At 50.6% G+C, this 23,205-nt stretch carries 22 protein-coding genes; 10 read left to right on the top strand and 12 right to left on the bottom strand.

Annotated features, from left to right (window positions below):
* The first annotated feature begins 68 nt into the window (after positions 1 to 68).
* Genes BC349_RS11130 through BC349_RS11120 form a run of 3 tightly spaced genes read left to right on the top strand, consistent with a single transcriptional unit; the run spans position 69 to position 1,817 of the window.
* Positions 69 to 278 carry a tautomerase family protein gene (locus BC349_RS11130; RefSeq protein ID WP_187256794.1) on the top strand — a complete coding sequence of 70 codons (210 nt, stop codon included), beginning with the start codon at positions 69 to 71 and terminating at the stop codon, positions 276 to 278.
* A gap of 2 nt (positions 279 to 280) precedes the next feature.
* Positions 281 to 1,027 (top strand): SDR family NAD(P)-dependent oxidoreductase, encoded by a 747-nt coding sequence (locus BC349_RS11125; RefSeq protein WP_187256793.1) that lies wholly within the window; start codon positions 281 to 283, stop codon positions 1,025 to 1,027.
* Between the two features lie 25 nt (positions 1,028 to 1,052).
* Positions 1,053 to 1,817 carry a type 1 glutamine amidotransferase domain-containing protein gene (locus BC349_RS11120; protein WP_187256792.1) on the top strand — a complete coding sequence of 255 codons (765 nt, stop codon included), beginning with the start codon at positions 1,053 to 1,055 and terminating at the stop codon, positions 1,815 to 1,817.
* Positions 1,818 to 1,863: 46 nt separating this feature from the next.
* On the opposite strand, the gene BC349_RS11115 is transcribed toward BC349_RS11120, so the two are convergent.
* The 3 genes from BC349_RS11115 to BC349_RS11105 form a co-directional block, all read right to left on the bottom strand.
* Positions 1,864 to 2,856: a helix-turn-helix transcriptional regulator gene (locus tag BC349_RS11115; protein ID WP_187256791.1), complete on the bottom strand. Its 993-nt coding sequence runs from the start codon at positions 2,854 to 2,856 to the stop codon at positions 1,864 to 1,866.
* Positions 2,857 to 2,928: 72 nt separating this feature from the next.
* The gene (locus BC349_RS11110) at positions 2,929 to 3,732 is read right to left on the bottom strand and encodes a DUF5694 domain-containing protein (RefSeq protein ID WP_187256790.1); all 804 of its coding nucleotides are present in this window, start codon (positions 3,730 to 3,732) and stop codon (positions 2,929 to 2,931) included.
* A gap of 6 nt (positions 3,733 to 3,738) precedes the next feature.
* Positions 3,739 to 4,098 carry a GIY-YIG nuclease family protein gene (locus tag BC349_RS11105; protein WP_187256789.1) on the bottom strand — a complete coding sequence of 120 codons (360 nt, stop codon included), beginning with the start codon at positions 4,096 to 4,098 and terminating at the stop codon, positions 3,739 to 3,741.
* 242 nt (positions 4,099 to 4,340) lie between these two features.
* On the opposite strand from BC349_RS11105, the gene BC349_RS11100 reads away from it, so the two are divergent.
* Positions 4,341 to 6,302 carry a TonB-dependent receptor plug domain-containing protein gene (locus BC349_RS11100; protein ID WP_187256788.1) on the top strand — a complete coding sequence of 654 codons (1,962 nt, stop codon included), beginning with the start codon at positions 4,341 to 4,343 and terminating at the stop codon, positions 6,300 to 6,302.
* A gap of 11 nt (positions 6,303 to 6,313) precedes the next feature.
* On the opposite strand, the gene BC349_RS11095 is transcribed toward BC349_RS11100, so the two are convergent.
* From BC349_RS11095 to BC349_RS11070, 6 genes are all read right to left on the bottom strand, one after another.
* Complete coding sequence (locus BC349_RS11095) at positions 6,314 to 7,177, bottom strand: universal stress protein (RefSeq protein ID WP_187256787.1); 864 nt, start codon at positions 7,175 to 7,177, stop codon at positions 6,314 to 6,316.
* Positions 7,178 to 7,281: 104 nt separating this feature from the next.
* Positions 7,282 to 8,304 (bottom strand): hypothetical protein, encoded by a 1,023-nt coding sequence (locus BC349_RS11090; RefSeq protein WP_187256786.1) that lies wholly within the window; start codon positions 8,302 to 8,304, stop codon positions 7,282 to 7,284.
* A 180-nt stretch (positions 8,305 to 8,484) separates the two neighbouring features.
* Positions 8,485 to 11,919 carry a 3-keto-disaccharide hydrolase gene (locus tag BC349_RS11085; RefSeq protein WP_187256785.1) on the bottom strand — a complete coding sequence of 1,145 codons (3,435 nt, stop codon included), beginning with the start codon at positions 11,917 to 11,919 and terminating at the stop codon, positions 8,485 to 8,487.
* 65 nt (positions 11,920 to 11,984) lie between these two features.
* Entirely contained in the window at positions 11,985 to 13,259 is a 1,275-nt protein-coding gene (locus tag BC349_RS11080) for a Gfo/Idh/MocA family oxidoreductase (protein WP_187256784.1), read from the bottom strand.
* A 121-nt stretch (positions 13,260 to 13,380) separates the two neighbouring features.
* Complete coding sequence (locus BC349_RS11075) at positions 13,381 to 14,064, bottom strand: response regulator (protein ID WP_187256783.1); 684 nt, start codon at positions 14,062 to 14,064, stop codon at positions 13,381 to 13,383.
* Positions 14,057 to 15,139: a sensor histidine kinase gene (locus BC349_RS11070; RefSeq protein ID WP_222840146.1), complete on the bottom strand. Its 1,083-nt coding sequence runs from the start codon at positions 15,137 to 15,139 to the stop codon at positions 14,057 to 14,059. The genes BC349_RS11075 and BC349_RS11070 overlap by 8 nt, the downstream gene beginning before the upstream one ends.
* A 111-nt stretch (positions 15,140 to 15,250) precedes the next feature.
* Here BC349_RS11070 and BC349_RS11065 point away from each other — a divergent pair, with 111 nt between their 5' ends.
* The 3 genes from BC349_RS11065 (at position 15,251) to BC349_RS11055 (ending at position 19,511) form a co-directional block, all read left to right on the top strand.
* Complete coding sequence (locus tag BC349_RS11065; protein WP_187256782.1) at positions 15,251 to 17,218, top strand: KUP/HAK/KT family potassium transporter; 1,968 nt, start codon at positions 15,251 to 15,253, stop codon at positions 17,216 to 17,218.
* A gap of 32 nt (positions 17,219 to 17,250) precedes the next feature.
* Positions 17,251 to 18,852, top strand: a complete 1,602-nt coding sequence (locus BC349_RS11060; protein ID WP_187256781.1) for a Na+/H+ antiporter — start codon at positions 17,251 to 17,253, stop codon at positions 18,850 to 18,852.
* 83 nt (positions 18,853 to 18,935) lie between these two features.
* Positions 18,936 to 19,511 carry an HD domain-containing protein gene (locus BC349_RS11055; protein ID WP_187256780.1) on the top strand — a complete coding sequence of 192 codons (576 nt, stop codon included), beginning with the start codon at positions 18,936 to 18,938 and terminating at the stop codon, positions 19,509 to 19,511.
* Positions 19,512 to 19,655: 144 nt separating this feature from the next.
* Here BC349_RS11055 and BC349_RS11050 read toward each other — a convergent pair whose 3' ends face one another.
* Both BC349_RS11050 and parS read right to left on the bottom strand, forming a co-directional pair.
* Positions 19,656 to 20,120: an RES family NAD+ phosphorylase gene (locus tag BC349_RS11050; protein ID WP_187256779.1), complete on the bottom strand. Its 465-nt coding sequence runs from the start codon at positions 20,118 to 20,120 to the stop codon at positions 19,656 to 19,658.
* Positions 20,117 to 20,548: a type II RES/Xre toxin-antitoxin system antitoxin gene (parS, locus tag BC349_RS11045; RefSeq protein ID WP_187256778.1), complete on the bottom strand. Its 432-nt coding sequence runs from the start codon at positions 20,546 to 20,548 to the stop codon at positions 20,117 to 20,119. Before parS ends, BC349_RS11050 begins: the two co-directional genes overlap by 4 nt.
* Positions 20,549 to 20,640: 92 nt before the next feature.
* On the opposite strand from parS, the gene BC349_RS11040 reads away from it, so the two are divergent.
* Complete coding sequence (locus BC349_RS11040) at positions 20,641 to 21,066, top strand: hypothetical protein (RefSeq protein ID WP_187256777.1); 426 nt, start codon at positions 20,641 to 20,643, stop codon at positions 21,064 to 21,066.
* Positions 21,067 to 21,091: 25 nt separating this feature from the next.
* Positions 21,092 to 21,586 (top strand): GyrI-like domain-containing protein, encoded by a 495-nt coding sequence (locus BC349_RS11035; protein WP_187256776.1) that lies wholly within the window; start codon positions 21,092 to 21,094, stop codon positions 21,584 to 21,586.
* A 114-nt stretch (positions 21,587 to 21,700) separates the two neighbouring features.
* Here the strand turns inward: BC349_RS11035 and BC349_RS11030 are convergent, their stop codons facing one another.
* The gene (locus tag BC349_RS11030) at positions 21,701 to 22,672 is read right to left on the bottom strand and encodes a GlxA family transcriptional regulator (RefSeq protein ID WP_187256775.1); all 972 of its coding nucleotides are present in this window, start codon (positions 22,670 to 22,672) and stop codon (positions 21,701 to 21,703) included.
* 110 nt (positions 22,673 to 22,782) lie between these two features.
* Between BC349_RS11030 and BC349_RS11025 the strand changes: the two genes are divergently transcribed.
* The gene (locus BC349_RS11025) at positions 22,783 to 23,196 is read left to right on the top strand and encodes a VOC family protein (RefSeq protein ID WP_187256774.1); all 414 of its coding nucleotides are present in this window, start codon (positions 22,783 to 22,785) and stop codon (positions 23,194 to 23,196) included.
* The last annotated feature ends 9 nt before the right edge of the window (positions 23,197 to 23,205 follow it).

Here is a 23,205-nt window from a genome sequence, read left to right as displayed (position 1 = left end):
TTATTCTGTCTATTTACCGCCCTCCTGTTTCCATTCAATTTTGTGGTGTAATCATTAAAAAATACAAAATGCCAATTGTAAGAATTGATGTAACCCGTGATGGTGTTACCAAAGAGCAAAAACAGCAGTTGATAAAAGGAGTAACACAACTGTTGAAGGATGTATTGAATAAGGAGTTTCACCTGACCCATGTAGTTATTCAGGAGATCGATACGGATAACTGGGGCTTGGGGGGCGAGCAGACAACAGAAATACGTAAACAACAAAGCAAACAATGACCATGAGTAAAAAAACCATCATCGTAACAGGGGCATCTACCGGTATCGGGAAGGCTATTGCAAAACTCTTTCTTGATAAAGGGTATAATGTAGTAATGAATTCCGCCACGGAAGAAAAGCTTGAAAAGACATTTGCAGAATTTGGTTCACCGGCCAATGTAAAATTGGTGCCGGGGGATGTCAGCAGGAAATCGGTTTGTGAAGAAATTGTTGCTACGGCCATTAAGTATTTCGGATCGGTAGATGTGCTGGTGAACAATGCCGGGGTGTTCGCCCCCAAACCCTTCCTTTTTGTGGAAGAGACCGACCTGGATAAATATTTTGGGGTGAACCTGAAGGGAACCTTCTTCACTACACAGTTCGCCATTAAGGAGATGTTGAATTATAATGGCGGCTCTGTCATAAATATTGGTACCGTGTTGGTGGATCATGCCATTGCAGGTTTCCCGGCAACAGCCCCGGTGGTCAGCAAGGGAGGTGTTCATGCGCTTACCCGGCAACTGGCCGCTGAGTTCGGTAAGCAGAATATTCGTGTGAACACTATTGCGCCGGGCATTATCCGCAGCCCATTGCAGGGTAAAATCGGGATAGAAGATGCGGATGGCCTTGCGGGACTTCATTTGTTAAACCGTGTCGGCGAACCATCTGATATCGCTGAAATGGTTTATGCACTCGCAAGCAGCAATTTCATAACCGGAGAGGTTTTCAATGTGGATGGCGGACATGTGGCCGGCCATAGCTTTCAATAATCGATAATTATCAAAAGAAAATATCATGAATCGTACGTTATTTTATTATTTGCTGGTTTTATTCACCATGCCTGGTATGATCAGTGTAGCTCAAAAAAACAAAAAGGCAAAGGTCTTATTTGTGTTAACATCCCACAATACGTTGGGTAACACCGGAAGGCCTACGGGATTTTGGATCGAGGAATTCGCCACACCATATTACTACTTTGCCGATAGGGGTGTGGATGTAGTTGTAGCCACGCCGAAAGGCGGTCCGGCTCCCATTGATCCTAAAAGTAATGAGCCTGCTTTTCAGACTGAGGCCACAAAACGATACTTTAAGGATCCTGCCACCCAGAAGGTGTTGAGCAGCACCGTCAAGCTTTCAACAGTGGAAGAAAATGATTTTGATGCGGTGTTTTACCCGGGTGGTCACGGGCCAATGTGGGATCTGGCAAATGATAAAAATTCAATCAGGCTTATTCAGGCCTTCTACGGTCACAACAAACCAGTCGCGTTTGTATGTCACGGGCCAGCTGCCCTTGTTAATGTGAAAGACAGATCCGGCAATTATCTTATCAGCGGAAAGCGGCTTACCAGTTTTTGTAATACCGAAGAAGAGGCGGTTCAGTTATCCGGCGTGGTACCGTTTCCATTGGAATCGAGATTAAAAGAAAGAGGCGCTATTTATGTGAAAGCTGCCGACTGGAGTTCTTTTGCACTGGAAGATGGCAACTTCATTACCGGGCAGAACCCACAGTCCTCTGAACTGGTTGCTGAAAAGTTATACGCCAGGATAAAGAATAAATAACCCTGTCCTATATGGTATAATACCCTGGTGAAAGGAGCGGACGCAGTTAAGCCAACCGATCCAGCGCTTTGCCCACCCGCTCCTTTATTTCTTCCTTAAGGCTTGCCGGTTCGATGTCAAGGATCTTATCCAGGTTGCCCATGATGAACTGCAGCAATTCATGAGAACGATATACTTTAATCCGGACCCTCAATTCAATGTCATTGTGAACGAGCACTTTTTGCGAGGTATGGATAGGTTGCGATAAAATATACGGCGCCTGTTCCGGCTGGAAACTGAGGACCACCTCCTCGGGTTCCTGGTAATGCATCTGCGTGATACCGAAGCAATAACGGAAATAGTCAGCCGAACTGAAGCCGGCATCCTGGTGAAAATGTTTTTGGGAGGGGCGGACAGACTTGATCCTGTCCAACCCGTAAACGATCACGGCATCGGAACGGTCTGAATGTCCTATGAGGTACCACCTGTTGCGGTATTCCTTCAGCAAATAACCTGACACAAGATGTTGTTTGGGGGTGCCGCCATAGGACTGGTATTCTATATCAAGTGGCTTCTTTTCAATGATGGCTTTCAGCAGCACTTCCAGCCATTCCGTGCCGGGTGCAAGTGCGCCGGTTTCCATCTGGATGATCTCCGTCTCATCCTTGCCCAGGGCCTTTCCGATGCGGTAACCTTCGATCACTTTGTTCACTGCGTGCAGGAACTGCTCATAGAGTCCCGTACCCCGCAATTGTTGCAGCATGGCAGGCGCCAGGTCCATGGCTTCAATCTCCTCATAGGTCAGCGGAAACTCGCGGATGGAAAAGCCCTCCTGTTCATACTCATACCCCCCACGCGCCTTGTTGAACCGGATAGGCGCACCATAGAGTTCCTTCATCGCCCGCAGGTCCTTGTTCACCATCGAATCCGAAATGGGTTGCCCCAGTTTCTCACTAATCTTTTTGATAAGGTCGGGCAGCCTGGGATATCTGTTCATGTTATTGGTCAGGCAGTCATCAATAACCCGGTAACGGGCAAGGGCATTCTTATTCGCCGGCATAAGGTATCCAATGCTTTTGGTGGAGACCTAAGTTAACTGAAAATGATCGCAGACCCGTAGAAAATGCAGGAATTACTGTAAGACGTCCGCCAAAGGGATAATCTCAAAATTCCGGTTGTATTGCATCATCAACTCCAATAAGGCCGTATGACCCGCACCAAAGATTACCAGGATGGATTCTTCCTTTCCATCCAGGTTCTTCAGGATATTTTCATAGATCATCATGTTTCTCCGCCACCATTCGCTGCTGAGATAAGTACCCACATGTTGATCCTTATTGCCGGCCTGCAGAAATTCGAGGTAGGCACTCACCTGGAACCCTTTCGCTTCTTTTGAATTTTGCTGTACCAGGATCTGGCTGATGGTTTTTTCCTGCAGGCTTTTGTTGAATGATTGCTGTATGCTGTCGATCGATTTTTGTATGAAGTCCAGGAAGGCAAACTGGTTGGCCGCCTTTGCTGAATTGATGAGACTGTCAAAAGGGAAATCACTGTCCCTGTAATCAACACCGGTTATGGTCGGCAGGTTCAACTCCTTCGCCAGCCGGAAACCAATCTGTTCCTCTTCCCCTGCTTTCAGTTGGTATTTACCCAGTTTGTATTGCTGAACCAGGCTGTCCAGTTTCCCCTGTCCGGCGGGTGTCCGCTCCACGAAAATTTTTGACGGACTGAATTTTTTCAACTGCTTCACTATCTGCAGTACTTCTTCCTGCCTTTTAGCCGATAGGATATTTGCGTTTTCAAATTTGGCTACATCCAGTCCCGGGTTGTCAAAATGAAAGCAGCCCAGCAGGATCACTTTGGTCTTTTTTGTTTGGGCTTGTGCTGAAACAGCCAATGCCAGCAAACTGCAGGCAATGAATAGAATCTTTTTCATTTTACGTTATGATTTTTTGGGAAGGTGATATCCTTTTTCACCAAATGGCATCAATTCCTCCAGGAACATCGCCTCCAGTTTTTTTACCTCCTGGTTATAATTGATGGTTTCGCCTTCCTTTTCTTCTATTTCCGATAGGATTTCAAATGCGAATTTGTTTTCCCCGAACTCCTTCCAGTCTGCCTGCAAGGCTGCATTCCGGTGACTCCCGAAATTCAGTTCCATCCTGTTCCTGTTACAAATAGCATCCAGGTTAAGTCCACTGCCCACCAGAATTTTTCCGTTGACTGTATTCCTGATCTGGAAAACTCCCATTTTTGTTTTCTTCTGTTTGTACTCCTCTTTCAGATCTTTTTGTGCTTTCATGTGCTATGCTTCAAATTAATGTTCATTCTCCTGCTGCACTGACCTACCGGGAGGGTAAGACGTTGCATCAATCAGTTTGGTTACACCCGTCGGCTGAACACTGTTCACCCGACGGGTGAACAGTGTTCAGCCGACGGGGTGCCGGTAGATATTGCGTCAAGCTGGTTGGTTACAACCAAACATGTCAACTTTCGCTGGGTTGTACTTCATTATTGCCTAATATTGCGGCGACAAATATTGCTATGTTGACTGTAAATTTTACCACTTATAGCCAAACTATAAGGGCTTTTGCTGTTGTCGGATTATTGGCATCCAGCCTACTGCCTTCTCAACCTCTTTTCGCCCAGGATAAAAACACAGACCTTGACCCGGTTACCATAACCGCTTCGCTGAATCCTGTGCAAACCTCGCGTACCGGCCGCAATGTTTTCGTTATCAAAGGCGATCGCTTTGCTCAACTGCCTGTCCATTCCGTTGATGAACTGCTGCGGTACCTGCCCGGTGTGGAAATGCAAATGCGCGGTCCGGCTGGCAGCCAGGGCGATATCGTGATGCGCGGCGGCACTTTCCAGCAGGTATTGGTACTGCTCGATGGTATGCGGCTCAACGATCCGAATACGGGCCATTTCTCGGGCTATATTCCCATCGCCCCTGCAGAGATCGACCGGATCGAGATCCTCAAAGGTGCTTCCTCCGCCACTTATGGCTCAGAGGCTGTGGGTGGGGTGATTCATATCATTACCCGGACTTATGCCGCAAGAAAAGATTCTCCTGAAACCCTTGCCGTTCAGGCCAATGGAGCGCTGGGAGCCTACGGGTTCGCCTCCCTGAACGCTGGAACATTCCTCAAAAAGGGCAATAATATTTTCAGTGCCGGCATCCTGTCCAACCATTCCGACGGGCAATTACAGCGCGGCACCCGCGGTTTTTTCCATAACAATACCGTTTCCCTTTCCGCAAGCCGGTTCCTGTCCGAAAAGTGGAAACTCAGTGCCCGCGCTGCTTTTGACCAGCGTGATTTTGGTGCACAGAACTTCTATACCAGTTTTGTTTCCGATACGGCGAAAGAAAAACTATCCGGCACCTGGGCGCAAATGCAGGTGCAGCGTACCGGCCGGAGGGATCGCCTGACGGTGGACCTGGGTTATAAGAACATGCTCGACCGCTTTACCTATAATTCCGGTTCCATCCCAAACAGCAGCCGCAGCGAACTGATTCAGGTCCTTGTCAGGGACGAGATCCGGTTGCGGGAGCATACCGCACTTACAGCGGGTGTCCAACTGATCAATAAAAAGATTGCCTCCAACGATCGCGGTCATCACAACCTGTTACAGGCCGGTGCATTTGTGGTATTGAACCAACAGGTAGGGGAAAAGTTTTCGGTTAATCCCGCCCTGCGGGTTGAGTGGAATGAAAGCTCCAAATGGGAGCTGATTCCGCAGGTGAACCTGTCTTACCGGGAGGGCGACTTCCAGTTCCGCGCCAGTGCCGGCAGGACCATCCGGGATGCGGATTTTACCGAACGCTACAATAATTACAACAAGTCACTGGTAACGGGAGGCCGCATCGGTAATCCTGCACTGAACCCCGAATCATCCTTCAGTTATGAAGCGGGCGCGGATTATTTCCTGAACAATCACCTGAAACTGTCGGGAACATTCTTCCAACGCTTTCATGAGCAGTTGATCGACTGGGTGAATACTCCATATGCCAACATGCCCAGGAAAGAAAACCTTTCCCCCACAGGCAATTATGCCCTGGCGAAGAATATTTCCAAGGTAAATACAAGAGGCGTGGAAGGAGATATCCAGTTCAATCAGAAAACGGGAGACCAGCAGCAAATCTGGGCCAGCGCCGGTTTCACCTGGATAGAGTCTGCAGGCACCGAGGCAACGCCATCCCTTTACATTTCATCCCATGCACGAATTTTAACCAACCTGAACCTGCAGTATGGTTACAGGAACCTTACCCTCAGTACGGCAGCAATTTATAAGTATCGCACTGCCCAGGAAGCGAAAGCCATTGGGGCGAGAATGGAGCCTGGTTATTTTGTCCTGAACGGAAAGCTACAATATGCCATCTGGAAACAGCAGCTCGGTATCTTTGTTCAGGTCGATAATATCTTCGACCAATCCTACCAGGACCTGCTGGGTTCGGTTATGCCCGGCCGTTGGGTGATGGGGGGAATCAGTTTCCGCCGGTAAAAAGCTGCCGGTTATTGTCTCCATTCATCCTGGGGAGATGGCAGTACCAGCAGCGGGATCTTTGTATGGTAGCTCATCTGCCTGGACATACTTGGGTGGAAGAACCTGTTCCAGAATGTTTTATGGTAGGTAACCATGATCAGGATATCAATATCGTTTTCATCAATATGCCTTTCCATGGTTTCACTAAAATCTATTCCGTACAGTTGAACAGTGGTCAGGTCGGCCTCGCTGTATTTCTTTTTGAGGGCGGTTTCGTAATTGGGCATGGTGCGGGTGTGGTCAAGGAATACATGCGGACTATCATCGTCCTCATCTGTAAAGATGGCCACCTGCACCCTGGCACCAAATAGTGCTGCCATTGAAAAAATGGGATCCAGAATGGTGGGTTCTTCCTCAAAATGATTGGTGGCAAACAGTATATGGGCAGGCTTTTTCCATTTATACTCCCGGGGGATTACAAACACGGGGATTTCGGTCTTTCCGATCTCCGCGCCGGTTTTGGTGCTCCAGAACCTGTTCCTGCTTTCTCCGGCGCCCATCGTGCCCATGATGATGAGATCAAATTTTTCTTCCTCTGTGGCCTGCCGGATGGCCTTGCCCAGGTTTTCTACAATGACCATTGTTTTCACTGGAATGCCATGCTCCTTCCCGATGGATATTTTCAGGTCATGCAATTTCATTCTTACCTCATCCAGCTGCAACTGGTTGAATTCCTTATTGACACCCATATAATCTGTATAGACGCTGCCCTTGAGTTCAAATGCATGCAGCAGGGTGATTTCCATTGGAATCGTTTTGGACGACTGGATGGCAAAATCAACCGCGTTGCTGGCGCAGGCAGAGAAATCGGTGGGGACCAGAACCTTTTTCATAATGTTCGCCAGGCTGTTTTCCGGCTATGGCAAAGTTGCGTAATGAAACCCTGACGAATTATGATTTATGTCAATGTGAAGGCTGAGCTGCCTCTCATTTGCCCTTAGCTGCTGGTAACCGGAACCCCACCCTTTGTTTGTTTTGGCGGCTGCGGCTGCGACGGTTTTCTCTTATCCCTATCTATGATTTTGATTACGGAGCGCACGATATCCACCACCGGTGCCCCGATGCCCAGTCGCTGTGCATTGGTGTTGGCGGGCGCTATGACCATGCTGGCGGGATCAAATACAATATAATTTCCGGTGCGGACTGCAAGCCCCGTGCTGTCTGCAAGTACCGCACTGTCAGCGGATACTGTACTGTCAACGAATACCGCACTGTCAGTAGGTACTTTGCTGCCTGGCACATAAACCTGGATCTTTGTTTTTTTGTAGCTGTCGGGGTAATACCTGACATAATATCCTTCTTCATGCTGGTACCACTGGTTGAGTTTGAACCCGGGGCGCCTGATTTCAGAGGGAACCTTTAATACGGCCAGTTTTTCATAGGCTTCATAGGAATGAATACCCAGGTCGAACAGTTTCTGGAAATCATTGAAGCCACCACCAGACGGAAGCATGTTGGCCACTGTTTTTGCCATCCCAACCACTCCGCCGTTTAACTCGAAAACCTGTTTGGAGGAAAGCAATTGCCAGCCGGCGGATTGAACTTCCGGTGCCAGTTTATTGAATGATGTACGGCTTACTACTGCCCATAATAACAACTGGATATTCCGCTGGTCGAGCTGCGATTCCTTTTGCGAATTGCGCAGGATCGTTTCGATGATTTCCTTCCTTGGACCCGTAAGCGGAGCCTGGAAATAGGCATCATTCCGGGAAGGATCTGGTGTTCCGGGCTGCAGGCAATAGGTTTTGAAATCGGCTTCATAAAATCCCGGGGACAAAACAAAAGCGCCGTCTTCCGTACGTGGCTGGTCCATCATGGAGACAGGGATGGAATCTGCCGGCACAACATGGTGAACAATATAATCGGGATCAGTCCCTTTTGTGGTATGATTCCGCGGACCGGATGCGCAATCCGACAGGAGGGCCGCTATAAGAATGCTGCTGAGTAGATGTTTTCTCATGGGGTACGTTTTTAGGGTGCAACAATTCCTGAACAAAATGGAAAAACTTATCCTGCTTTACAACGAAATGCCCGGTAAACTATTGTTAATATAATTTCCTGAAACAGGATGGTGGCGATTTCTGCCAGAAGCGATAAAAAAAAAGGAGGCTGTCCTTTTGAGACAGCCTCTTTTATTTCTTTAGTTTTTCTTACTCTTTTTCTTCTTCTTTTTGACCGGCTCAGCTTCTTTCTGACTCAGGTCCTTAATGCGGATATTCCGGAAATAGAGCGTATCGCCATGACCGAGAAAACCGATATGCCCCGTGGTACGTTTCAGTCCGGGGTGATCGCGGTGGTCGAGGGTGCCGTTGGCGGAAACCTCAGCGAGGTCACCTTCTGTTATAACGGTGCCGTTCAGGGTCACTTTGATCTTGTTGCCCTTGAGTTCTATCTCCTCCTCGTTCCACTCACCCATTGGTTTCAGGAAGCCGCGTTTGGCGGTAATTACACCGTATACGGAACCGTGGTACTGGTAGGGCTGCAGGTTTTTGTAGATATCGGCATCGTTGTCGAGGATCTGTACTTCCATTCCTTCATAGGCGGCATCGCCTTCAAGTGGTGCGCGGAGTCCAACGCCGTTGTTGGCGCCCGGGGTCAGTTTGAATTCGAAACGATACACGAAATCGCTGTACTGGTCTTTCGTATAAAGGTTACCGTTACCACCCCTTTTCGGGTAAACGGCCAGGTTGCCATCTTCGATGATATAGGCTGATTTATTGCCTGTCCATTCATTCAGGCTGGTGCCGTCAAAGAGGACTTTGAATCCTGCTTCTTTTTCAGCCGGGGTCAGTACATAAGGCTCGGGACTTTTGATTTCACGGAGGTAGATGTCTCGATAGGCCACATAAGTGCCATGGGCCTGCAGTTCGATCTGCTCTTCGCGGGATAGTGGCAGGGCGCGGTCCCAGTAATTCTCCAGGGGCACTTTGTCGACAACCAGCTGGCCGTTGAGATACACGGTCACCTGGTCGCCTTCCATGATGATCCGGAACTGGTTCCAGTCGCCAATGGCATTGTCGGCCAACACCAGCGGCTTGCTGGGATTTTTCTGGTTGTTGTAGAGGCCACCCGATCCTACTTCGGCACCCACATCCCTGCGGGTGGTATCCCAGATCTGTACCTGCGGTGTACCACGCAGGTAGATACCGGCATCGCCGTCTTTGGAAATTTTCCAGTCGATATAGAGTTCGAAATCGCGGTATTTTTTTTCTGTGCAAAGGTTATCTCCATGACCATTAAAGACCAGCAGTCCATTCTCCACAGACCATCCTTTTCTCATGGCTTCATCTGCCTTTGCCTGTTCTTTTTCCAGCGTGGCAGCATCCATCTTTGCCCGGGTGATGGGGTTACCTACCAGGCCCTTCCAGCCACCCAGGTCATTGCCATTAAACAGCGGTTCGAAATCACCGTCCTTTGACAGGGTGGCCATGTGCTTGCGTACAGCAGCTTTCTGGTATTCGCTCTCACCTCCTGAAACGGCGGCCATAGCCTGTTCCAGCAATTGGTGCACTTTCGCGCCCCTGAGCTGGTTGTTTGCCAGGCAGCTGTTCATGATGGCATTGGCGGCAGCACCTTTAAGGGAAGGGTTTTGCAGGAAGCCGGCGGTATATAACAGGGATGGATAGGTGGAGATCCTGCCCAGGGCGTTCAGCAGGGCCGATTGCTGGCGGACATCTGTAGCCAGGGGCATCATATCACGGATCATGAGGTATTTGTTCTCGGCACTGGCTTTGCTGTTTCCTACCTGGCGGGTAAAGGCATTTACGATGGCAGAACCCAGTGCGCCGGGACCTGCTTTTTTCCCCAGGTTGAAGAGGGTAGTAAGGGCGGCGCCATCTTTCCAGCCACCCATGGCTTCCACCATGGCCAGTTGGGAAGCCGGGGCTGCCGATTCAAATCCGCCGGCCAGTTCTGCCAGGAGCGCAGGCGATCCGAGTCCGGCCATCACGCGGTAATACCTGGGCTGCTGTTCTGCGGTTGCGGAACGGTAGGCGCTGAGCAGGCGGGCACTTTGGTCTGCCGGGTCTTTGATGCCTTTCAATGCGCTGATCAGGATATCCTGGCGGTTGGACAGGTCGGCACCGGTAGCCCCGCCTGCCAGCAGCGGAAACAATTGCGGCAAATGGTCAGGGGCCACCATGTTTGGCAGGGCGGCTGCGGTGGCGGTTTTCAGGGCGGGTATTTCGCTGTTGAGCAGGGGCAGCAAATTAATGGTTTGCCCGGCTGCGGCTCTTTCACCCAGCACCTCGATCATAGCGGCTTTGCCTTCATTGGAAGCGCTACCCATGGCCGCCGAGGCCAGTTCCACTGCGGCCTTGCTATCCGCCAGCAACAGGGCATTGCGGATGGACCTTGCTTCATTGGCATCTGCAGATTTTAACAGGGTGGCCAGAACAGGCAGGGCCTTATCACCCGCCAGCTGAACCGCCGCGTTCATCACACTGCTGCGGATGGCAGGATCTTTGGAACCCAGCAATTGCAGGGCGGGGGCGGCTGCAGCTTTGATCCCTTTTGCTGCCAGTGCATTGGTGAGTTCTGCCTTGACAACGGGTGACAGGGAAGGCATGGCTTTTAACCAGCTTCCTGCATTGCTTTCTGTGATCAGCGGGCCGGCAAAACGCAGGGCTGCCTGGCGATAGGCGATGTTCTTATCCTTCAGGGCATACAGCAATACCTGCTGGGCGCCGGGTTCATATTTTTCTGTCAGCAGTTTCAGCAATGCGATGCGGGTGCCCGTTTGTTCGCTTGCCTGCAGGCCTGCCAGCAAACCACTGATCTTTTTGGTGGTGGCGCTGTTGGCGTTCTGTTTGCCCAGCCAGTGGAGGTAGGCTGCGGTGGCCTCGCTGTTGGTATATCGGTAACCCGACTGCCTGGCTGCATTGGCCAGCAGGCTTTCTGAATCGGGATCGGCCATGGACGCCAGGGCATATAATCCGGCTTTCTGCAGGGATGCATCGGCCGGGTTATTCTTCACCAGCGCCCTGATGTCTGCGGCAGCAGGCTGGTATCCCGCATACCCCAGGGCCTGCACGATGGCCAGCCTGGCGGGGCCGGAAGAGGAACCAAGCGCTGCGTGCAGTTCCTGGTGGGCTTCGGGTGTTCCTATGGCAGCCAGGGCCCTGCTAACGGCGTCGGCTAAGCGATCATTATGAATGTATGGCTTCAGGTAGGCAATCGCGTCATTTTTTGCCACCTGTTGCAACTGGAAGATGACGAACTGTTGTTCCACGGGGTCGGCAATTTGCGAAAGCGATTTACCATAACCGTTAGTGGCCATGCTTCTCCAGTTTTCGCGGCCGGGTTGGGTGGCGTAAAAACTGAAACCGCTGATGGCATAGTGCAGGCGGCTTTTATCGCCGGACTGGTTGAGTTGTTTGACCAGTTCGGTGAGACCTGCCTCACCGAGATCTGCTACAGCCATGGCATTCTGGATGAGCTGGGCGGAATCATCCGCCGGGGCTTTGGCCAGCAGGTCGGCAATTTTGGTCGGTATGGTCCGGTTCTGGTCGGTTTGTGCAGATGCTACGCCATAAAGCGCGCCTGCAAGTATGAGGGAGAGAATTGTTTTTTTCATGTTAAGCTTGTCGGAAGTTGAATGAATGTCGGTCCTGAGGTTCCTGTTTTATTTCTGGCGAAACTTTAAATATTCCAGGGTCCGCGCATGGGCGGGTTCAGTAACCGGTTGGCGCCTTCATCGTTGAGGAAGACCTGTTGCACCGGGTCAAAGCGGAGTGACCGGCCAAGTTGAAGGGCGATCTTGCCGATGTTGACGATGGTGCAGGAACGGTGGCCGTTCTCTTCATTGAGCGCAAATTTTTTCCTTCCTTTCACGGCATCCACGAAATTGGTGGTTACGGGTGCTGGGTCGGGGAATTCGGCCAGCTTTTTCTCGATATCAGGAATGGTGCACTGGAATCCCTTGTAGAGTTTACCCTGGGGACCTTCGATATAAGCGGCGTCAGTCAGGCTGCCGTCGCCATCGAGCACGATCTGGCATCCGTCCGCATAGGTATAGGTGATCCGGCGCCAGGTGCCAACGGCATCATCGTGTTGCTGCGGGGCATCCACTTCCACCAGAACGGGGGAGTCATCGTCCTTGCCAAGGAAATACTGGATCGGATCAATGTAGTGCTGTCCCATATCGCCCAGTCCGCCACCATCATAATCCCAGTATCCGCGGAAGGTCGTGTGTACGCGGTGAGAGCTGTAAGGCTTGTAGGGTGCGGGTCCCAGCCACATTTCGTAGTCCAGTTCCTGTGGAACTGGCTCGGCCGGAAGGTCTGTTTTCCCTACCCAGTAAAACTTCCAGTCGAACCCGGTGTGCCTGCTAACGGTCACCTTCAGGGGCCATCCGAGCAATCCGCTGTCCACCAGTTTTTTGATGGGCTTCACGGTGGTGTTCATGCCATAAAAATTATCCTCGAAGCGGAACCAGGTATTGAGTCGGAAGATGCGGCCATGTTGTTTAACGGCCTCGACTACACGCTTTCCCTCGCCGATCGTGCGGGTCATGGGCTTTTCGCACCAGATGTCTTTGCCGGCACGGGCGGCATCGGCGGCCATGATGCCATGCCAGTGTGGAGGGGTGGCGATGTGAACGATATCCACTTCCGGCAGCGTGATCAGCTCGCGGTAATCGCGGAAGGTCTTAACTCCTTTTCCTCCACCGAGTGCATTCAGTGCGAGCTGGATATGACGGGTATCCACATCGCAAACTGCAACAGTGCGGGTGCCGGCGTATTCAAAATGACCGCGGCCCATGGAGCCTACACCGATGACCCCTTTGGTGAGGGTGTCGCTGGGTGCAAGAAATCCCCTGCCTAATACATGGCGGGGTACAATCGTAAAGGCGGCAATGGTTCCGACCGTGTTCCGGAGGAACTTTCGGCGGGAATTGGTTGTTTTGTTGGACATATAGCAGGAATGATTTTGCGCAGGTAATTTAGCGCATAAATGACAGTTTTACCCCGGTAGCGCCCGGAATCCTTTAATGAGGGGAACAAATGGTTAAATATGAGGAATAACAACAACCCGGTCAGCCTCCCATAAACCGGTACCCGACGCCCGACTCGGTTACCAGGTACTTCGGATCATTCGGATCGTCCTCGATTTTCTTGCGCAGCTGTGCGATAAATACCCGCAGGTATTGTGACTGGTTGATGAAACCCGGCCCCCAAATGGTGCGCAGCAAGAATGAATGTGTCAGTACCTTTCCTTCGTTTCGCGCCAGCAAGGCCAGCAGGCTGTATTCGGTGGTGGTGAGTTTCACCAGCTCGGAACCTTTTCTCACCGTACGTTCCTCAAGGTTTACCGACAGGTCACCAAAATTCAGCACAGTATCCTGTTCTTCGGTGACCACGGTGCGCAGTGCTGCCCGCATTCGCGCCAGCAGCTCGCCGGTCCGAAAGGGTTTCGACAGGTAATCATTGGCGCCATTGTCCAGGGCCCGGATGACCTCCTCCTCCGATTTGTGTACGCTTAAAATGATGATGGGATTGGTGTACCATTTGCGCAACTCCTTCAGGACATACTGCCCGTCCTGGTCGGGCAGGCCCAGGTCCAGCAGGATCAGGTCCGGTGGATGATTCTCCGCCATGATCAATCCGTCCTTTGCTTTTTTAGCAAGGTTCACTGCATAATTGTTGGTCTGCAGGGTAATCTCCAGCAGGGTCCGCAGGGCCGGTTCATCTTCTATTACCAGGATTTGCGCTTTACTCATGTTCGATAATTGAGGGCGAAGAATCGGCGGGTAAAAGAACAATAAAACGGGCTCCTCCGGATGGCCTGTTCTCCAGCATTACTGTTCCTCCCATGGCTTCGGTAAATCCTTTTACGATGGATAATCCCAGGCCCGTGCCTGTTATGCCGGTATCCTTAAGGCGGTAAAACTTGTCAAACACCCTGGGAATAGCGGTTTCCGGAAAACCCGGACCATTGTCCTCCACCACCAGCTTTAAACCGTTGTCTGTATGCGATGCATAAACGAAAACAAGACTTCCCGGCGGCGTATGAACGAGGGCGTTATTCACCAGGTTGTAGAGCACCTGCTCCAGCATGCCTTTATCGAGCCGGAATAATGGCAGGTTCGGCCCGATCTGTTTTTCAATGCGGTGAAGGCTGGCAGAGGGATCAAACTGGCGCAGGATGTGGTGGATGAGCTCCCCGATATCCGTCCAGTCTTTCCTCGGCTGCAAAAAACCAGATTCCAGTCTCGATATATTGAGCAGGTTCTCCACCTGTTGGTTCAGCCGGAATGCTGCGCCACCGATTTCCTGCAGCAATTTGACCCGGTTGGCCGCACTGAGCTTGTCGTCGTTCTCCTGGAGGTTGTCTGTGGCGCCGATGATGGTGGCAATGGGCGTGCGCAGTTCATGCGAAAGGGAATTCAGAATGGTATTGTAGAGTGTAACCTCCCTGGTTTTTTCCTCCTGTTGTCGCGCCAGTGATTCCATGCCCCTGATCCTGGCCGTTAGTACCGCACTGAAGAGGGCGATGATGAAATACATGGCCAGCAATACCAGGTCTTCCGCTTTTTTAACCACATAGGTGAAGCGGGGCGGAATGAAGAAAATGTCCCAGATCAATGCACTCAATGCCGCTGCCAGCAAAACCGGCCGGATGTCGAAACTCACCGCTGCCAGCGACACCGTTACCAATAATAACAAAGCCACCACATGATAGTCGAGGATATCGGAAAACAGGAAACAGATGCCCGCCACCAGCAGTACCGCCGATAAGCTGTACACATATTGTTTCGGCTTGCTGAGCCGGTAAAAATGAAATCCTGACATCATCACCAAAATTACCGGGTGCTTATAAAGATTTTATAAAGATTTTCAGGAACTTACCCGGGTATAACGCCTTTCATGTTGTGCCGGATTAAATTTGGCGTTTAATTACTGAACATGTCATCTCACCAAAAGGTAAACCTGGCCGGACTATTAATAGCTCTTGGAATCATTTATGGTGACATTGGGACTTCCCCGCTCTATGTATTGAACGCCATCACCAGCGGAAAAGTCATTACCGAAGAATTAATTGTAGGTGCACTGTCCTGTATAATCTGGACATTGACACTGCAAACCACCATTAAATATGTGATCCTTACGCTGCAGGCCGATAACCGGGGTGAAGGAGGTGTATTTTCCCTGTACGCGCTGGTGAGGCGGCGGCGCAAATGGCTGGTGATTCCGGCCATGATCGGTGGTGCCGCCCTGCTGGCGGATGGTATGATCACACCACCCATATCGGTTACTTCGGCCATTGAAGGTCTGAAGCAGGTTCCCGCTTTTTCGGATATCAGTCAGGTTACCATTGTGTACATTGTTCTAGGGATACTGTCCCTGCTGTTTTTTATCCAGCAGTTCGGGACGGCATTTATCGGCAGGTCCTTTGGCCCGGTGATGACCCTCTGGTTCATTATGCTGGCATTGCTGGGCGTGTTTCATATTGCGGATGACCTCAGTGTTTTTAAGGCCATCAATCCGTATTATGCCATTCACCTGCTGGCCACCTATCCCAATGGTTTTTATATCCTGGGCGGTGTTTTCCTCTGTACCACAGGTGCGGAAGCGCTTTATTCCGACCTGGGTCATTGCGGCAAATGGAATATCCGGTATAGCTGGATTTTCGTAAAGACCTGTTTGATATTGAATTACCTGGGACAGGGAGCCTGGTTGCTGGAAAATTACAGTGGCCAGAAAATTACTGCCGGCCTGCTGGAAACCGGGTTCAATCCCTTTTACGGCGTAATGCCGCATTGGTTTCTCTATTTTGGGATCGCTATCGCCACGGCTGCTGCCATCATCGCAAGCCAGGCCCTGATTTCGGGCTCCTTCACGCTGATCAGTGAAGCGATGCGACTGAACCTCTGGCCCAAGTTCAAAATCAATTATCCGACGGAAGCAAGGGGACAACTGTTTATTCCGGCCATCAATACCATGCTTTTCCTGGGTTGTATCGGCATCGTATTGTATTTCAAAAAAGCTTCCAATATGGAGGCTGCCTATGGTTTGGCGATTACCCTTTGTATGATTGCGACCTCCATTCTCTTTGCGAATTTCCTGGTACTGCGAAGGACCAGGCCCGTCCTGATCTACCTCTACCTGGCTGTGTACCTGAGTATTGAACTGTCCTTCCTTTGGGCCAATATGGAGAAGTTTACCCACGGAGGATATGTAACCCTGATCATGGGCGGACTGCTGTTTTTCGTCATGTACGATTGGTTCCGTGCAAGGCGGATCAAAAACCGTTATGTGGAGTTTGTAAAGCTGGACCAGTATGTTCCCAAGATCCAGGAACTGAGCAATGATAAATCGGTTCCCAAATATGCCACCCACCTCGTTTACCTGACCAGTGCGGATATAGTGAAAGAGATTGAACACAAGATCATGTATTCGATCCTTTTCAAGAAGCCGAAGCGCGCGGATATTTACTGGTTTGTTCATGTGGATACGCTGGATGACCCGTATACATCTGAATATTCAGTAACACATATCATTCCGAATGATATCATAAGGGTTGATTTTCGGTTAGGCTTCCGCGTTCAGCCGCGTATAGACCTCTTGTTTAGGAAAGTGGTGGAAGACCTGGTGGCCAACCGGGAAGTGAATGTGACCAGCCGGTATGAAAGTCTGGGCAGGAATAATATTGCCGGGGATTTCCAGTTCATTGTGATGGAAAAATACCTCAGTCAGGATAATGAACTGTCATTTATGGAAAAGCTGGTGATGCGGTTTCATTTCTTCCTGAAAAGGATCAGCCTGTCTGAAGAAAAAAGTTTTGGCCTGGATCCCGGAAAGGTGGTGATTGAAAAGTTTCCGCTGATAGTATCACCGGTGGAAATCAAGGTGAGCAGGGTTCACCATGAATGAACCATGCCGGTGGAAATTGTTATTTTTGCCGGATGATTCATGAACAGCTCTTACTGGTCATTGCTTTATTCTTCCTGATGGCGATGCTTTACCTGCTGAGCCAGCGATTTAATATTTCCTATCCGATCTTCCTTGTAATGGGTGGACTGGCCATTTCGTTTATCCCGGCTATCCCGAATATTATCATCAATCCAGATCTTGTTTTCCTGATTTTCCTGCCACCCCTGTTGTTCGAGGCGGCATGGCATACCTCCTGGAACAATTTCTGGAAATGGAAAAGGCCGATACTGTTGATGGGGTTCGGCCTGGTATTCTGTACTTCACTGGCCATCGCTTATTTATCTGCCAGTATCATACCCGGATTTACGCTGGCACTGGGTTTTCTGCTCGGGGGAATCATCTCCCCTCCTGATGCGGTGGCGGCCACTTCGGTGCTGAAAGGAATGGATATGCCGCGACGCGGAATGGCTATCCTGGAGGGCGAGAGCCTGGTGAACGATGCGGCTTCCCTGACGGTGTTCCGGTTTGCCTTGGCGGCGGTATTGACCGGCGAGTTCGTTTTTCAGAAAGCAGCCACGGATTTTTTAGTGCTTGCCGTGATGGGTGTATTTATCGGCCTGGTGATAGGGCATATCCTTTACCTGGTGCTTCGCTTCTGGGCAAAATCCTCCAGCATCACCACACCAATTACACTGATTGCTCCCTACCTGATGTATATCATCGCGGAAGAGTTTCATTGGTCGGGCGTATTGTCGGTAGTCAGTGGCGGACTGCTCCTGTCTTACCGTTCCAAAGATTACCTCAATTACCACACCCGAATGCAGACCAAGGAAGTGTGGGAAACGGTAGGTTTTTTGCTGAACGGATTTGTGTTCATCCTGATCGGGCTTGAACTACCGGTAATTGTTGGCGGACTTGGAGATTATTCAATTAGTGAGGCCATCTGGTATTCACTGATTATTTGTGCGGTAATCATCGTGATCAGGATCGCACTGGTCTACCTGATGGACGCCATTTCAGGCTGGTTTGGTGCAGACACTTCGGTCAGGGATAAGAACGCCCGCAAATTGGATTTCATCATTGGCTGGGCGGGAATGCGCGGAGTAGTTTCACTGGCATCTGCACTGGCTGTTCCGTTGGTGATGAACAATGGCGAAGCCTTTCCCCACAGGAACCTGATACTCTTCATCACCTTTGTGGTTATTCTCGTTACCCTGGTGATTCAGGGGTTGACCCTGCCCCTGATTTTGCGTACGATGAAAATGAAAGAAGAGGAAGATGTCATTCCGCCGGAGGATCAGATCGATGCCATCCGTCTTCAACTGACCCGTGAAGCGCTGGCTTATCTCAGGAACAAATACCCGGATGAACAGGATCCCAGGGATGCGATTGGACATATCCGTGAACTGATGGAACGTAAGATTAACCTTATTGAACAGGATATACAGGAGCAGGCCGACAGTGAGACCATGGCTTCTCAAAAAGTTCGTCATAAGGAGGTCATGCTGGAGCTGGTGGGGCTGCGAAGGAACGGGCTCCAGAAACTTAGGGAGGCCAAAGCCTATGATGATGAGGTGCTGCGAGATATGGAATACAATCTCGACCTGGAGGAAGCCCGCCTAAGCAGGTACTGAGTTTTTGTGTACCCGTCTGACGTGCGTCTGACGTACGTCAGACGCACGTCAGACGGGTAGCCTGAAATTTTGTAAATTCGGCTATGAGTCTCGTTCCAAAAGCCATCCTGTTTGCAGCCCGGCACCACCAGTATCAATTGAGAAAAGGAACCCGTGTTCCTTATATGGCACACCTGATGAATGTGTGTAGAATCCTCGTGGAAAAAGATTGCAGGGATGAGATTGTCGCAGCCGGCATCCTGCATGATGTAGTGGAAGATACGCCTGTTACGATCCAGGAAGTGGAATCAGAATTCGGCCCCGTTGTAGCCGAACTGGTTCGTGGTGCCACGGAACTGGACAAACTGGAGAAGAAAGCCATCGAAAAAGAGGCTACCTGGAAAGCCCGCAAGAAACAAACCATCCATTTCCTGGAGCACGAAGCGAGTCTTGATCAGCTAAGGGTTTCGGCTGCTGACAAACTTGATAACCTCCGAAATATTTACGATGACCAGAAAAGAATTGGAAAAAAGGTCTGGGAACGTTTCAGCGCCCCGCGAAATAAGCAGAACTGGTATTTCGGGGAAATTGCCCGGATCATCCAGTTAAAAGGGAAAACTGACCTTGTACTGGCTGAACTGGGAAAGGACCTGAAGAAACTTCACCGGAGGGTTTTTTAGTTGTTCACGGCCGCTTCAATCTGCCTCTTTATCCCGGCATACTTTATTGTGTTTGTCCGGGCAGGGATTCCGAAAAGGAAAGTGCCGTACATCCGGTGGTATAGTTGCTGGCTCCTGCAAAACCTCCCTGCGATTATGTATCATTTATTTCCGGTTAAACAGACGGCCGTCAAACTGAAAGTGTTCCACAGCCTGGATGGAGATTTTTTCCATCAGCGGGTGCCTGGGATTCAACAGGTAATTGTAGTCGCCCTGCACTACAGCCGATGGCACCTGCATCACCAGGTGACTGGCTTCCCGGAGGAAGCGGTCGCCCAGTTCCCGGGTGGACCGGAAATACGGTTGTGCCTGCCAGTTAGCAGGCAGTTGTGAGGGGTTTAATTGATGGATGGGAATATGATCCGGAATATAGAGACTTACCAGGTAATAATCGGTTGGCAATATGTGCAGCGGCAGATGCACGGCCACCTCAACGGTGCAAAGCGCCCTGTTGCCTGCCGTATATAGGGCGGGAAGGCCCTGGCTGTTCCAGCGCCCGCCGGCCTTTTCTGCCCCTGCGCCAGAGAGATCCCGGGCGTAAGCCTTTTTGGAAAGCCGGTAAACTATCATGCCAGTACGCCGTGTTCGATGCGGGTGAGTTCGTCTTTGATCAGGCTGATGCCAAAGCCGGTATCCAGAAGGGATTTGGGAACAACGCCACCCAGGGCCAGGCTGGGGGTTTGCATCCAAAGGTCAAAATTGGCAGCAGATCCGAAAACTTCGGCACCCTGGAGGTACAACAGGTGCACTTCGAGTACCCGCTCGGAACTGACAGGGTCGAGTGATTTTTTTTCGTTGCGCAGCCTCTGAAGCGTGCGGTCTGAAACATGCAGCATATGCGCCCATTCGGCAAGGCTGAAGGAATAGCTGTCCATCAGCTTTTTAAAATGCTGGAAACTCAGCCCCCTACGTACGGATTCGATGAGTTGTAAGAGGCCGGTATCAGTGCCGGACAGGTAGGCGATTTCTGGCTCCTGCAATTTTTTGGAACTTGCCATAACTTATCCTTTGTACAAATTTACGACATTTGTCTCATTTTATACGACAATATACGTCCATTTTTTATTTCCCCTTTTCTTAATTTGCACCAATGTCATCTTTTCCACCGGTCCTTTCTTCTGCGGTTACTACCAGCCCTGTAATTGAACTCACGGAGGACGTGAAGCAGGACCTGCTGGCCGATGCGGAGGAAACGGGGCAGGTCATCGTGCATGGTCGCTTTACCTGCCGCGCGAGCTGGGAACTGGTCAGGGTCTGGAAAACCACTTACCTGATTGACCGGTCCTCCGGACACCGGAGCCAGCTCCTGTTTGCCGAGAACATCTGTATGGCCCCCATGTGGACGGCATTGGAAATGGGGGAAACCCTTCGCTTCACCCTTATTTTTGAAGCCCTGCCCAGGGGGTGCAATGTTTTTGATTTCGCTGAGATCATTCCTGAGCCTGGTGGCTTCCTGGTAGAAAACATCCGCCGGAACCGGCAGGATATTTATACGATAGATCTCTCTGCCCTGTAATATTGAGGGGACTCAAATATTTTTTATGGAACCAAGAATCGAAAGACTGGAAGATCGAAAACTGGTGGGTAAAAAAAGGACCATGACCCTTTCAGATAACCAGACAGGTATTTTGTGGCAGTCATTTATGCCTTACCGGAAGTTAATTACCAACAGCATTGGAACATGGCTTTATTCCCTGCAGGTTTATGACCCGGCACAGGAACTCCCCTTGTTCAATCCTGGCATTCGTTTCGAAAAATGGGCAGCAATAGAAGCGGAAGATATAAACATTCTGCCGGAGGGCATGGAGGGATATGAGCTGAAAGGCGGACTGTATGCGGTTTTCATTCATCATGGACCTGCGCACGAATTCGCAAAAACCTTCGGGTATATTTTCGGATCCTGGTTGCCTGCTTCGGATTATGAACTGGATGAGCGCCCGCATTTTGAGCGCCTTCCGGAGGGCTATAGTCCGGTTGATCCCAACGCATGGGAGGAAATCTGGATACCCATCCGCCCCAAAAACAATCGCGTTTAGTTTGGGTGTTGACAATGCCGGGCACCTGGGTGGGCTGGCAACCGGACTAATAATCGGTTATGCCATTGCGTTAGCAGAAGGGAAGCGGCCTGCTGAGGTGGATGTACTGGGTGATTAATTGGCGTTATTGTATTTGTTCCGGTAGGCCACCGGGTTGAGTCCCGTTATCTTTTTAAACACTGTCCGGAATGCCTTGGTGTCGGTGTATCCTACATCGTACATCACTTCATTGATATTCTTGCGTGTGGCTTCGAAGCTGCGTTTGGCCGCTTCGATCTTCACCCGCTGGATATATTCGGCAACAGTATTTCCGGTTGCGGAGCGGAACCTGCGTTCGAGACTCCGGCGACTGACTGCCACCAGCGCAGCCAGCTGGTCAACGGATAATTTATCCTGGTAATTGGATTCGATGAAATCCTGTGTACGGCGCACTTCTTCATCCTTGTGATCCTTCTGCCCGTTGAAGAGTGCAAAGACGGATTGGCTGTTGCGGTCAATGTCGATGGCGAAATATTTGGCCGCCAGGATGGCCGTATCGCGATCAGCATATTTTTCCAGCAGGTAGAGTAACAGGTTCCAGTAGGAGTTGGCACCACCGCTGGAATAGATCCCACCTTCATCTGTAACGATCTGTCCGTCCATGATGGTAACCTCCGGAAAGCGTTCGCGGAATTCATTGTAATATGCCCAGTGGGTGGAGCATTTTTTTCCGTTCAGTAATCCGGTCGAAGCCAGCAAAAAAGCGCCAACACAAAGGGAAGCTATTTCTGCACCCTTGCCGTGCTGTTCAAGTATCCAGGGAATAGCTTCCCGGTTGCTGTCGATGGCTTCTTTCATATCGCCGAACAGGGCGGGAATGATGATGAGGTCCGTGTGCTCAACTTCTTCGAGCAGCTTGTCTGTATGTACGGAGAAAACCCCATCCAGCAACCTGATATCCCGATTCTGGCCCACCAATTGCACGTCAAAAAGCGGCTCCCTGCCCGAGCCCTGCAGGAAGAGGTTGGCGGTAGTGAACATATAACGCGGGTCTGCAACGGCCTCCATCACCGCATGCTCAGGGACCAATATGGATATTGTTTTCATAGATTAAAGCTAAACATAATATGCGACGGAATCAACCCCGCAAATCGTCGGGTTTACGCCGCCTGGATTCCGGTAAAACAGCAGAATTTTATTGGGTAATGTGGCAGCGCATGAATCAACTGATCTCTTACCTCACCTTTAATGGCAATTGCCGGGAAGCTATGTTGTTTTACCAGCAGTGCCTGGGTGGTGAACTGCACCTGCAAACCCTTGGGGATGTTCCCGTGGCGGAAAAACTCCCGGCTGATTTCAGGCATTTCATCCTGCATGCCTCCCTGGTGAAGGATGGCCTGGTGCTGATGGGAACCGATATGGTTGGTGATGACGGACTCGTGAAAGGCAATGCCGTATCCATATTGCTGGAGTGCAGGAGCCGGGAAGAGATGGAAAACTGTTTTGACCGGCTTTCAAAGGGAGGCAAAGCCACCCATGCGATTGAACAAACCCATTGGGGTGCTTTATTTGGCGGCCTCACCGATCCCTTTGGGTACCACTGGCTGCTGAAGTATTCATCCCATCATTAAGAAACCTCT

It is taken from the genome of Flavihumibacter stibioxidans, assembly GCF_014332695.1.
GTDB classification, from domain to species: domain Bacteria; phylum Bacteroidota; class Bacteroidia; order Chitinophagales; family Chitinophagaceae; genus Flavihumibacter; species Flavihumibacter stibioxidans.
Note: the sequence above shows the minus strand (reverse complement) of the source record. Positions and strands in the feature narration are given on the sequence as shown.

Coding starts and splice junctions, on each gene's coding strand:
- BC349_RS11130 (WP_187256794.1), top strand. CDS start 69: ATGCCAATTGTAAGAATTGATGTAACCCGTGATGGTGTTACCAAAGAG.
- BC349_RS11125 (WP_187256793.1), top strand. CDS start 281: ATGAGTAAAAAAACCATCATCGTAACAGGGGCATCTACCGGTATCGGG.
- BC349_RS11120 (WP_187256792.1), top strand. CDS start 1,053: ATGAATCGTACGTTATTTTATTATTTGCTGGTTTTATTCACCATGCCT.
- BC349_RS11115 (WP_187256791.1), bottom strand. CDS start 2,856: ATGCCGGCGAATAAGAATGCCCTTGCCCGTTACCGGGTTATTGATGAC.
- BC349_RS11110 (WP_187256790.1), bottom strand. CDS start 3,732: ATGAAAAAGATTCTATTCATTGCCTGCAGTTTGCTGGCATTGGCTGTT.
- BC349_RS11105 (WP_187256789.1), bottom strand. CDS start 4,098: ATGAAAGCACAAAAAGATCTGAAAGAGGAGTACAAACAGAAGAAAACA.
- BC349_RS11100 (WP_187256788.1), top strand. CDS start 4,341: ATGTTGACTGTAAATTTTACCACTTATAGCCAAACTATAAGGGCTTTT.
- BC349_RS11095 (WP_187256787.1), bottom strand. CDS start 7,177: ATGAAAAAGGTTCTGGTCCCCACCGATTTCTCTGCCTGCGCCAGCAAC.
- BC349_RS11090 (WP_187256786.1), bottom strand. CDS start 8,304: ATGAGAAAACATCTACTCAGCAGCATTCTTATAGCGGCCCTCCTGTCG.
- BC349_RS11085 (WP_187256785.1), bottom strand. CDS start 11,919: ATGAAAAAAACAATTCTCTCCCTCATACTTGCAGGCGCGCTTTATGGC.
- BC349_RS11080 (WP_187256784.1), bottom strand. CDS start 13,259: ATGTCCAACAAAACAACCAATTCCCGCCGAAAGTTCCTCCGGAACACG.
- BC349_RS11075 (WP_187256783.1), bottom strand. CDS start 14,064: ATGAGTAAAGCGCAAATCCTGGTAATAGAAGATGAACCGGCCCTGCGG.
- BC349_RS11070 (WP_222840146.1), bottom strand. CDS start 15,139: ATGATGTCAGGATTTCATTTTTACCGGCTCAGCAAGCCGAAACAATAT.
- BC349_RS11065 (WP_187256782.1), top strand. CDS start 15,251: ATGTCATCTCACCAAAAGGTAAACCTGGCCGGACTATTAATAGCTCTT.
- BC349_RS11060 (WP_187256781.1), top strand. CDS start 17,251: ATGATTCATGAACAGCTCTTACTGGTCATTGCTTTATTCTTCCTGATG.
- BC349_RS11055 (WP_187256780.1), top strand. CDS start 18,936: ATGAGTCTCGTTCCAAAAGCCATCCTGTTTGCAGCCCGGCACCACCAG.
- BC349_RS11050 (WP_187256779.1), bottom strand. CDS start 20,120: ATGATAGTTTACCGGCTTTCCAAAAAGGCTTACGCCCGGGATCTCTCT.
- parS (WP_187256778.1), bottom strand. CDS start 20,548: ATGGCAAGTTCCAAAAAATTGCAGGAGCCAGAAATCGCCTACCTGTCC.
- BC349_RS11040 (WP_187256777.1), top strand. CDS start 20,641: ATGTCATCTTTTCCACCGGTCCTTTCTTCTGCGGTTACTACCAGCCCT.
- BC349_RS11035 (WP_187256776.1), top strand. CDS start 21,092: ATGGAACCAAGAATCGAAAGACTGGAAGATCGAAAACTGGTGGGTAAA.
- BC349_RS11030 (WP_187256775.1), bottom strand. CDS start 22,672: ATGAAAACAATATCCATATTGGTCCCTGAGCATGCGGTGATGGAGGCC.
- BC349_RS11025 (WP_187256774.1), top strand. CDS start 22,783: ATGAATCAACTGATCTCTTACCTCACCTTTAATGGCAATTGCCGGGAA.